Genomic DNA, 9541 nt, shown 5'->3' on the forward strand with positions numbered 1-9541 from the left:
CCGCGCGGGTTCCCGGCCCTCGGCCTTCCCCCCGTGCAGCACCACGACGGTGTACCGGCCGGTCCCGGCCGCGTCCGCGGGCCGCGCGCTCCCGTCGTCCGGCGCCGCGTCCGCCTGCCGTACCGCTTCGCCGCCGCGTGCCGCGTCCGCGTGCCGTACGTCCCCGCGTCGCGCGGCCGCGTCCCCCCGCGCCGCGTCCCCCCGCCGTGGTGCCTCGCCGCGTGCTGATCCGTCCCGCACCGCTCCGCCGTCCGTCACTTTCGTCCCCTTTCCGTCCGCCCGGACCCTACCGGGATGATCCGTGGCCAAAGGTCCGGTGGACTGCTCGGGAATGCCGCGCGCGGGGGTTTCGGGGGACCGGGACGACCGGCCGGGCTCAGCTGTCGTAGTCGACGGTCAGCTTCTCGGAGACGGGGAAGGTCTGGCAGGTCAGCACGTATCCGGCGGAGACCTCGTTCTCCTCCAGGGCGAAGTTGCGGCGCATGTCCGCCTCGCCCTCGGTGACGAGCGCGCGGCACGTCCCGCACACGCCGCCCTTGCAGGCGAAGGGCAGGTCCGAGCGGGTGGCCTGCGCCCCGTCGAGGAGGGTCCGGTCGCGCGGCAGCGCGTCGGTCGTGGAGCGGCCGTCGAGGACGACGGTGACCTCGCTCACGGGCCCGTCCGGCGCGCCCGCGCGGTCGGGGCGGACGGTCGGGGTGACGGGCTCGCCGTCGGCGAAGAACAGCTCCTGATGCACGCGCGCGGCCGGGACGCCGAGCCCGTCGAGCACCTCGCGGGCGTCGGTGACCATGCCGTGCGGGCCGCACAGCCACCAGTGGTCCGCCGCCCGGACGTCCACCAGCGCAGCGACGAGAGCGGCCAGCCGCTCCGCGTCGAGCCGTCCGCTGAGCAGTTCCGCCTCGCGCGGCTCGCGCGAGAGCACGTGCGCCAGCTCGAAGCGCGCCGGGTAGCGGTCCTTCAGGTCGGCCAGTTCGTCGGCGAACATCACGGTCCCGGCACGCCGGTTCCCGTAGAAGAGCGTGACGCGCGAGTCCTCGTCGGCGCCGAGCACGGAGGCGGCGATGGACAGCATGGGGGTGATCCCGGAACCCGCGGCGATGAGCACGTGGTGGCCCGGCGTCGCGAGGTCGGGCGTGAAGACCCCGGTCGGGGACATGACCTCGACCTCGTCGCCCTCGCGCACCTCGTGGACCAGCCAGGAGGAGAACAGGCCGCCGGGGACCTCGCGCACGCCGATCCTGGGCGCGGTGCCCGCGGGGGAGCAGATCGAGTACGAGCGCCGCTCGTCGCCGCCCGCCACCTCCCTGCGCAGGGTCAGCGACTGGCCGGGGCGGTGCGCGTACCGCTCGGCGAGCTCCTCGGGGATGTCGAAGCCGACCGTGACGGCGTCCTCGCACAGCCGCTCCACCTGGGCCACGCGGAGCGTGTGGAAGCTGGGACGGCGCCGGGCGCCCTGGCGCTCGCCCTCCACGGGGGTAGCGGTCATGCCGTGCTCCTCAACATCTACCGACCGTTCGTTCGGTAGTAGATTTCCAAAGAATCCGGCGGGGTGCAAGCCCCGGCCCGTGCGGAACGCGCCACTCGGTCACGGACGGTACCGATACGGCAAAGGCTATAAAAAGCCCTGAAACGGGTGCCGAATTGTGCTTAGAGCGGTGCGAGGCGGGCATCCCGCACGCATGACTGTTCACGCGAGTCCCGTTCCCAACACCGACGCCGATCCGGGCTTCACGACGGGCCTGGACCCGGGCGGCGGCGTCCCCCTCGGCGATACGCCACCGGTCGAGAGCAGCACGTCGGAGCCGGGCCCCTGGAAGGACCCGGCTCGCGGCTGGACCGTCGCACCGCTCGTCGCGGTCGCCGTGCTCGTGCTGTTCGTGGCCGGGTTCTTCCTGGCCTACGCGGTACTGATCGCGTAGGCCGGAAGCCCCGTCCGTCCCGCCGCCGGGCGGGCCGGACACTCAGGCCGGGTGCGAGTGCGAGCGCCGCCCCGCCTGCCCGAAGCGCTCGGCGAGTATCCCGAGCACCAGCGCGTTGACGAGCGCGCCCACCACGGGCCCGGCCCAGAACCGCGCCGCAGGCAGCCCCGCGAAGATCATCGAGACCGGCGCGGTGGAGAAGAAGATCCACACGCCCGCCATGCTCGCGTCGGCGTGCGCGACCAGGTAGTGATCGGCGAGCACCCAGCAGACGACGGCCGCGACGAGCGCCAGGTATGCCAGCGGCAGCGGGCGCAGGAGCAGACGGCGGGCCGTCGCGGCGAGGGGACGCGCGGACGTGGTCATTGCCTGGGGCCTTTCGGTGGCCGGAGCGCCCCTTCCGGGGACGCGTTGACTCCTCAAGGTTCGCGCGCCCGCCCGCCGCGCGCCTCCGTGAACGTACTCAGATCCGGCCTGGGTACCCGCGCCGCGAGGGCCTGGGTGATCTTGGGTATCGTCCCCCGGGACGGCCCGGCACGGGCCGCACGAACGCGAGGGGGCACGGGTGCGCGCGCGGCGGTGGAGCGAGGTGGTGACCCACCACGGGGAGGGCCCGGGCTGGGACCCGGCGGCGGGGCAGGCTGCGCATCGTCGACCTGACGCGCGGCGAACTGCTGACCTTCGACGAGCGGGCGCGCCCCGAGCGGCTGCGGCTGGGCGACGTGCTCGCCGCGTGGCGCCCGCGCGCCGGCGGCGGCATCGTCGGCCGTAGTCGTGCGCGGGTTCACGTGCGTGGACCCCGACGGCACGGTGCGCCCGGGGCCCGAGCTGTGGAGCGACCCGGCGGTGCGCATGAACGACGGGGGCTGCGACCCGGCGGGCGCCTTCTACTGCGGCTCGATGGCCTACGACGCCCGGCCCGGCGCGGGCAGCGTCCACCGCCTCGCCCCGGACGGCACCACGCGCGTCGTCCACCGCGGCGCCACGATCTCCAACGGCCTCGTCTGGGCCCCGGACGGCAGCGAGGCCCACTACGCCGACACCGGCACGGGCACCGTCTTCCGCCTCCACCCCGACCCGGAGACGGGCGACTTCGGCACCCTGGAGCCGTGGGTGCGCGTCAATCCCGCCGACGGCGGCCCCGACGGGATCACGCGCGACGCCGAGGGCGGCATCTGGGTCGCCCTGTGGGGCGGGAGCGCGGTCCGCCGCTACGCCCCCGACGGGACGCTCGCCGCCGTCGTCGAGGTCGGCGCCAGCCAGGTCAGTGCCTGCGCCTTCGGCGGCCCCGGCTACCGTGAGCTGTACATCACCACCTCGCGCCAGGACCTCGCCCCGCACGAGGACCCCGGGGCGGGCGCGGTCTTCCGCGCCGAGCCCGGGGTGCGCGGACTGCCCCCACTGCCGTACGCGGGCTGAACGACGCGGGAGCGGGCGTCGCGCCCGCCGCGCGCCCGTGCCCGCCGCACCGGGCCCCCGCACCGCGCCCGCCGTCTACGCCTGCACGAGCACGTTCCGCTGCCGCCCCAGCCCCTCCGCCTCCAGCTCCATCACGTCCCCCGCCCGCAGGTAGGGGAAGCGCCCCGAGAGCGCCACCCCCTCCGGCGTCCCGGTGTTGACGAGGTCGCCCGGCTCCAGGACGAGGTACTGCGACAGGTGCCGCACGATCTCCGCGACCGAGAAGATCATGTCGGCCGTGGACGAGTCCTGCCGGGAGTCCCCGTTGACCCACGAGCGCAGCCGCACCGCCTGCGGCGCGGGCAGCTCCTCGGCCGTCAGGACCCAGGGCCCCAGCGGGTTGAAGGTCTCCGAGCTCTTGCCCTTCGACCACTGCCCGCCCGGCGCTTCGAGCTGGACGGTCCGCTCCGAGACGTCGTTGGAGAGCACGTACCCGGCCACGTAGTCCAGCGGGTCCTCGTCCGGCCCGAGGTAGCGCGCCCGCCTGCCGATGACGACCCCGAGTTCCACCTCCCAGTCGGTGCGCTCGCTGCCGCGCGGTATCAGCACGTCGTCCTCGGGACCGGCGAGCGAGTTCGGGCCCTTGTAGAAGAGGATCGGCTCGCCCGGCGGCTTCGCGCCCGACTCGGCGGCGTGCGCCGCGTAGTTCTGCCCGATGCACAGGACCGCGCCCGGCCGCGCGAGCGGCGCCCCGACCCGCAGCCCCGCGGTGTCGGTGCGGGGCAGTTCCCCTGCCTCGTGCGCGCGCGCCACGCGCCCGGGGCCGCCGTCGCGGAAGAACTCGGGGGTCAGGTCGTCGGTCAGTCCGCTCAGGTCGTAGTGGTGACCGTCCGTGCCGAGCAGGACGGGTCGTTCGGCACCGACGGCGCCGACGCGCTGGAGACGCATGGAAGAAGAACCTCCGCGGGAAGGGATGGGTGGTACGGACCGGGAACGGCGGCGCCACGAGTCTGCCGTCTCGGCGAGCGCGACGGAAGAGCGGGGCGGGGGCCGGGCGGGGTACGGGGGCCGGTCACTCGACCCGTACCAGCGCCTCGGGGCCGACCGCGTGCCGCAGCGGCTCGCCCGCGAGGTGGCGGGCGATCTCGGCGACGGTGCTCGTGCCGAGCGCCTGCCTGCCCTCGACGGTCGCCGCCGCCTGGTGCGGGGTCAGCAGCACGTTGGGCAGGGCGCGCAACGGGTGGTCCACCGGCAGCGGTTCCGCGTCGTACACGTCGAACGCCGCGTCGAGCCGCCCCGTACGCGTCTCGGCGAGCAGCGCCGCCTCGTCCACGAGCCAGGAACGGGCGGTGTTGACGAGCCCCGCGCCGTCCGGCAGCAGCGCCAGCTCCCGCGCGCCGAGCAGGTGGCGCGTCTCCGGCACCGCCGGGGCGTGCAGCGCGAGGACGCGGCTCGTGCGCAGCACCTCCTCCAGCGGGGCCCGGCGCACGCCCAGCCGCTCCGCCTCCGCCGCGTCGAGGTAGGGGTCGTGGACCGTGACCTTCGCGCCGAGCGCCCGGACGAGGGCGATGTAGGCCCGGCCCGTGCGCGAGGCCCCGACGACGCCGAGCGGGCAGCCGAGGATCTCGTGCCGCTCCGGCGCCCGCGAAGCCTCCTCCCACGGCACCCCGGAGCGCAGCGCGTGGTCGAAGCGGTGCACGCGGTGCAGGAGGCTCAGCGTGAAGGTGAGCGCGACCTCCGCGACGGGCCGCGCCATCGCGCCGCCCGCCTGCGTCACCTTCACCCCACGCGCGAACACCTCGGGCCCCACGTACGGGCTCACCGCACCGCCCGTGTGGGCGAGAAGCCCCAACTCGGGCGCGTAAGAGAGGAGTTCGGCGTCGAGCGCCGGGGTGCCCCAGGAGGTGACGAGGACGTGCGGGCCGGCCGTGCGCAGCGCGCGGGCCAGCTCCGTACGGTCGCTGTGGGCGTCCAGGACGGCCGGCTCGACGAGTGCGCGGAGCCGGTCCCACGCCGCCGCCGTGAAGAACTGCCGCCGCAGGGCCGGGGGTACGGCGACGACGGCGCGGGGACGGGCCCCCGCCGAGGACTCAGCGGAGCCAGTCATCGAGGTGCTCCGCCACGAAGGCGTCGTCCGTCAGCCACGGGTACGCCTTCACGACCCGCGCGATCTCCTCCGCCTGCCCCGGCGAGAGTCCTTCGTCCACGTCCAGGCACCACGTCCCGGCGAGCAGCCCCTGGCGACGCAGCACCTCGTGCACCCCGGCGATGCAGCCCCGGAAGTCGTAGCGCACGTCGAAGACGGCCGCGTTGGACTCCGTCACCTGCGGGCCGCGCGCCAGGAGCGCGGTGAGCAGCCCGTGATCGCCCGCCCGGGCCCGCCGCACCTCGTGGAAGAGCCGGACGGCCGCGCGGGTCCACACCGCCCAGTGCCCGAGCAGCCCGCCCGCGAACCACCGCTCGCCCTCCGCCGTGCGGTACGGCGTCAGGAGATCCTGGACGATCGCGTCGTCGTTGCCGGTGTACAGCGCGACCTCGCCCGCGCGCCCCGAGGCCGCGACGGCGGCGATGACGTCGGCGGTGCGGTAGCGGTCGAAGGGCGCCGTCTTGATCGCCACGACGGACTCGATCCCGGCGAGGGCGCTCCAGTAGGCGGGCGAGAGCCGCCTGCCGCCCACCGCCTCCTGGAGGTAGAAGCCGATGACGGGCAGGACCTCGCCGACCGCCCGCGTGCGTTCCAGCAGGCCCGCCTCGTCGGCGCCGGGCACGAGCGGGCTCAGCAGCACGGCGTCGTAGCCCAGTTCGCGCGCGAGCTCCGCCTCGGCCACGGCCTGCCGCGTGTAGCCGCAGGCGCCCGCGATCCGTACGAAGGGCGCGGCGGCCTCCTCGGGCGGGCGCAGGCGCGCGGCCTCCTCGCGGACGACCTCGGAGGCGAGTTCGAGCACGGGGCGCAGCAGCCCGGCCGAGGGCTCGCGGATCGCGAACTGCGTCGTGTGCACCCCGACGGCGACGCCGACCGCCCCGGCGGCGAGGTAGTAGCGGGTGAGGGCGCGCTGCCTGCGCTCGTCCAGGCGGCGGTCCGCGTCGAGCGCGAGCGGGTGGGCGGGCACGACCGTGCCGGCGGCGAGCGTGCCCAGTGGCGTGCCGGGAGGCGGTGCGGACGGGGGCGGCGTCGTGGCGGGCCCGGTGGGCGAGGACGGCGTGGGGGAGGGTGTTGCGGGCACCGGTGATCAGAACCTTCCGTCGCGGACCTGGAACTTGGTGGGCTTGTCCGAGAGAGGCAGCCCGCGCCGCAGCCACTCGGCCTGCCAGCCGACGAGCGTGCGCAGGGCGACCCCCGGGTAGCCGAAGAGCGCGTGGCACCGGGAGGCGTCCGAGAGCAGCGCGGTGCCCGACTCCGTACCGGTGTACGCGGCCTCGGTGCCGAACTCGGCGGCGAGGAGCGCGGCGAGGCGGCGCACCGAGGCCGTCTCGGGCCCCGTGAGGTTGAGCGTGAAGGGCTCGCTCGCGGCGTGCGTGAGCGAGCGGAGCGCGACCTCGTTCGCGTAGCCCTGCCACACGACGTTGACGTGCCCGGTCGTGACGTCCACGGGAGTGCCCGCGCGCACCGTCCGCGCGAGGTCGGCGAGGACCCCGTACCGCAGGTCCACGGCGTAGTTGAGGCGGATCAGCGCGAGCCGCAGCCCGTGCTCGCGGGCGTGGTGCGCGAAGACGCGCTCGCGGCCCAGGCACGACATCGCGTACTCGCCGACCGGGCCGACCGCGTCGATCTCGGTGCTGCCCGCCGAGGCGGTGGGGACGAGCGGGTAGACGTTCCCGGTCGAGAAGGCGGCGACGCGGGCGCCGGCGTAGCGGCGGGCGATCCGGTCGGGGAGCGCGGCGTTGACGGCCCAGGCGTGCTCGGGGCGCCCGGCGGAGCCGAACTTCGCGCCGACCATGAAGACGACGTTCCCGGCGGCCGGGAGGTCGGCGGGATCGCCCGCCATGAGGTCGAACGCGACCGGCCGGATGTTCCCGGCGGCGAGCGCTTCGGCCGCCGCGCGGTCGCTCCAGCGCGAGACGGCGTGCACGGTGACGTCCGCGCGTCCGGCGGCGTCGAGCGCGCGGCGGGCGAGCCGGGCGAGGCTCGGGCCCATCTTGCCGCCCGCGCCGAGGAGGACGAGATCGCCCTCCAGGCCCGCGAGGTCGGTGACGAGGCCGGGTGACGGGGTGGCGAGGAGGTCTTCGAGACCCTTCTCGTCGCCGGGGAAGGAGAGGGTGGTGGACATACGGGTACGGGTCATCCCTTCACGGCCGAACCGGTGACGCCCTCGGTGAAGTACCGCTGGCCCACCAGGTAGGCGCTGAAGATCGGAACGAAAGCGACGACGGAACCGGCGAGCACCTGATTGAGCGGCACCTGTTGCTGCTGGAGCGAGGCGATGCCCACGGTGAGCGTGCGCATGTCCGTGGACTGGCCGATGATGAGCGGCCACAGGAAGTCGTTCCAGTGCCACAGGAAGACGAAGGTGCCGAGCGTCGCGAGGATGGGTTTGAGGAGCGGCAGCACGATCCGGAAGAAGATCTGGAGCTCCGAGCAGCCGTCGAGCCGGGCGGCCTCGAACAGCTCGTCGGGCAACCCCATGATGAACTGCCGCATGAGGAAGACGGCCTGGGCGTTGGCGAGGGTCGGCAGGATGAGACCCCAGTAGGTGTCCACGCCGCCGAGCTTCGCGATGAGGATGAAGGTCGGGATCATCGTGACGTGGTACGGGACCATCACCATCGACAGGAACGACCAGAACATCGTCTCGCGCCCGGGGAAGCGCTTCTTCGCGAAGGCGTACCCGGCGAGCGCCGAGAGGACGAGCACCCCGACGACGGAGACGACGGAGTACACGAGGGTGTTGAGCAGCCAGCGCGGTACGTCCTGCGAGCCGAGCACGTCCCCGTACGCGCCGCCGTGCAGCGGCCAGGGCGCGAGGCTGCCCGGCAGGTCGACGGCTCCCTCGGGTTTCAGCGAGAGCACGACCATCGCGTAGAAGGGGAAGAGTGTGACGAGCGCGGCGACGACGAGCAGCGTTCCGCGCAGGATCTTGCCCCCGCGGCGCATCCGCAGTGCGGCGGGCAGCGTCTCGTGCGGTTTCGGTTCGCGCGGACGCGGCAGGGACTTGCCCGCGGGCGTCCCGGCGGGGTGTCCGGCCGGCTCCTCGGCGGTACGGGGCAGTTCGGCGGTGTCGCTCATCGTCAGCTCTCCTTTCCGATGACCAGCCGCTGGACGGCCGCGACCACGAGGGTCAGGACGAACAGGACGCAGCCGATCGCGCTGGCGTAGCCGAGGTCGAAGTACTTGAATCCGGCGTCGTAGAGCTGGAAGACGAGGCTGTAGCTCGCGTTCGCGGGGCCGCCGCCGGTCATCATGTAGACCGCGTCGAAGACCTGGAAGCTCGCGGTCGTCTCGATGACGGCCAGGAAGAAGAACGAGCCCTTGAGCTGGGGCGCGACGATGTACCGGAACCGCTTCCACGGCCCGGCCCCGTCCACGAGCGCCGCCTCCTCCAGCTCGCGCGGCACCTCCTGGAGCCGCGCGAGGAGGATGAGCATCCCGTAGCCGCAGCGCGACCAGACGCCGACGATCGCGAGCGCGGGCAGGACGAGCGCCGAGTCCGCGAGCCAGGACTGGCCGGGCAGGCCGAGCAGGCCCATGACCTTCGACCACGGTCCGTCCGAGGAGAAGATCCACAGGAAGACCGTCGAGGCGAGGATGAGGCTCGTGACGACCGGCAGGAAGAACACCGAGCGGAAGAGCTTCGAGCCGCGGAAGGCGCGGCGGGTCAGGAGCGCGAGGCCGAGCGAGGCGGCGATCGTGACGGGCACGGCCATGACCGTGTAGACGACGGTGACCTTGAGCGCCGACCAGAACAGCGGGTCGTGCACGAGGCGGTCGAAGTTGTCGAGCCCGGTGAAGTGCGTGTCCTGGCCGAGGGTGTAGTCGGTGAAGCCGAGCAGCAGGCCCGCGATGCCGGGGCCGAAGCGGAAGGCGAGGAAGAGGAGCAGGGCGGGCAGGACGAAGAGCAGACCGATCCTGGCCTCGCGCCGGGCGTGCGGCCCGCGCCGGGGCCTGCCGGTGGGGTGAGGGCGTTCCGCGAGAGCGGACACGGGGCCTCCTTCGGGCGGGGCGGACGCCGCGCGGGGCGGCGCGAGGGGCGGGGGAGCGCGGGGTGCGGGGCGGGGGCACGGAGCGG

The 9541-nt window shown here is 74.3% G+C and carries 10 protein-coding genes and 1 pseudogene; 2 read left to right on the forward strand and 9 right to left on the reverse strand.

The genetic code is table 11. From position 1 onward, the window contains the following. Both SSBG_RS35180 and paaE read right to left on the reverse strand, forming a co-directional pair. Positions 1 to 258: pseudogene (locus SSBG_RS35180) on the reverse strand (hypothetical protein); the annotation flags it as partial. A gap of 118 nt (positions 259 to 376) precedes the next feature. After that, on the reverse strand, positions 377 to 1486 hold the full coding sequence (gene paaE / locus SSBG_RS27765; RefSeq protein ID WP_008749370.1) for a 1,2-phenylacetyl-CoA epoxidase subunit PaaE: 1110 nt from the start codon (positions 1484 to 1486) through the stop codon (positions 377 to 379). Between the two features lie 193 nt (positions 1487 to 1679). Between paaE and SSBG_RS27770 the strand changes: the two genes are divergently transcribed. Next, positions 1680 to 1919 (forward strand): DUF6480 family protein, encoded by a 240-nt coding sequence (locus SSBG_RS27770; RefSeq protein ID WP_037870782.1) that lies wholly within the window; start codon positions 1680 to 1682, stop codon positions 1917 to 1919. Positions 1920 to 1961: 42 nt separating this feature from the next. Here SSBG_RS27770 and SSBG_RS27775 read toward each other — a convergent pair whose 3' ends face one another. Further along, positions 1962 to 2285, reverse strand: a complete 324-nt coding sequence (locus SSBG_RS27775) for an SCO4225 family membrane protein (RefSeq protein WP_008749372.1) — start codon at positions 2283 to 2285, stop codon at positions 1962 to 1964. A 408-nt stretch (positions 2286 to 2693) separates the two neighbouring features. Between SSBG_RS27775 and SSBG_RS27780 the strand changes: the two genes are divergently transcribed. Next, positions 2694 to 3338: an SMP-30/gluconolactonase/LRE family protein gene (locus tag SSBG_RS27780; RefSeq protein WP_234010668.1), complete on the forward strand. Its 645-nt coding sequence runs from the start codon at positions 2694 to 2696 to the stop codon at positions 3336 to 3338. A 75-nt stretch (positions 3339 to 3413) separates the two neighbouring features. Here the strand turns inward: SSBG_RS27780 and SSBG_RS27785 are convergent, their stop codons facing one another. The 6 genes from SSBG_RS27785 to SSBG_RS27810 form a co-directional block, all read right to left on the reverse strand. Next, positions 3414 to 4265 carry a fumarylacetoacetate hydrolase family protein gene (locus SSBG_RS27785; RefSeq protein WP_008749373.1) on the reverse strand — a complete coding sequence of 284 codons (852 nt, stop codon included), beginning with the start codon at positions 4263 to 4265 and terminating at the stop codon, positions 3414 to 3416. Between the two features lie 124 nt (positions 4266 to 4389). Beyond that, positions 4390 to 5424, reverse strand: a complete 1035-nt coding sequence (locus SSBG_RS27790; RefSeq protein ID WP_037870783.1) for a hydroxyacid dehydrogenase — start codon at positions 5422 to 5424, stop codon at positions 4390 to 4392. Then, positions 5408 to 6427, reverse strand: a complete 1020-nt coding sequence (locus tag SSBG_RS27795; protein ID WP_008749375.1) for a dihydrodipicolinate synthase family protein — start codon at positions 6425 to 6427, stop codon at positions 5408 to 5410. The genes SSBG_RS27790 and SSBG_RS27795 overlap by 17 nt, the downstream gene beginning before the upstream one ends. A gap of 120 nt (positions 6428 to 6547) precedes the next feature. Next, on the reverse strand, positions 6548 to 7585 hold the full coding sequence (locus SSBG_RS27800) for an NAD-dependent epimerase/dehydratase family protein (RefSeq protein ID WP_037870784.1): 1038 nt from the start codon (positions 7583 to 7585) through the stop codon (positions 6548 to 6550). 11 nt (positions 7586 to 7596) lie between these two features. Next, entirely contained in the window at positions 7597 to 8541 is a 945-nt protein-coding gene (locus SSBG_RS27805; protein ID WP_037870785.1) for a carbohydrate ABC transporter permease, read from the reverse strand. Positions 8542 to 8543: 2 nt separating this feature from the next. After that, a complete protein-coding gene (locus SSBG_RS27810) occupies positions 8544 to 9455 on the reverse strand; it encodes a carbohydrate ABC transporter permease (protein WP_008749378.1) in 912 nt (303 codons plus the stop codon). Positions 9456 to 9541: the final 86 nt, after the last annotated feature.

The sequence above is a fragment of the Streptomyces sp. SPB074 genome (assembly GCF_000154905.1).
Lineage (GTDB): Bacteria > Actinomycetota > Actinomycetes > Streptomycetales > Streptomycetaceae > Streptomyces.

Excerpts from the sequence above, each read along its gene's own strand:
- SSBG_RS27805 (WP_037870785.1), bottom strand. The coding sequence starts at position 8,541 with ATGAGCGACACCGCCGAACTGCCCCGTACCGCCGAGGAGCCGGCCGGA.
- SSBG_RS27775 (WP_008749372.1), bottom strand. The coding sequence starts at position 2,285 with ATGACCACGTCCGCGCGTCCCCTCGCCGCGACGGCCCGCCGTCTGCTC.
- SSBG_RS27800 (WP_037870784.1), bottom strand. The coding sequence starts at position 7,585 with ATGTCCACCACCCTCTCCTTCCCCGGCGACGAGAAGGGTCTCGAAGAC.
- SSBG_RS27790 (WP_037870783.1), bottom strand. The coding sequence starts at position 5,424 with ATGACTGGCTCCGCTGAGTCCTCGGCGGGGGCCCGTCCCCGCGCCGTC.
- SSBG_RS27770 (WP_037870782.1), top strand. The coding sequence starts at position 1,680 with ATGACTGTTCACGCGAGTCCCGTTCCCAACACCGACGCCGATCCGGGC.
- paaE (WP_008749370.1), bottom strand. The coding sequence starts at position 1,486 with ATGACCGCTACCCCCGTGGAGGGCGAGCGCCAGGGCGCCCGGCGCCGT.
- SSBG_RS27785 (WP_008749373.1), bottom strand. The coding sequence starts at position 4,265 with ATGCGTCTCCAGCGCGTCGGCGCCGTCGGTGCCGAACGACCCGTCCTG.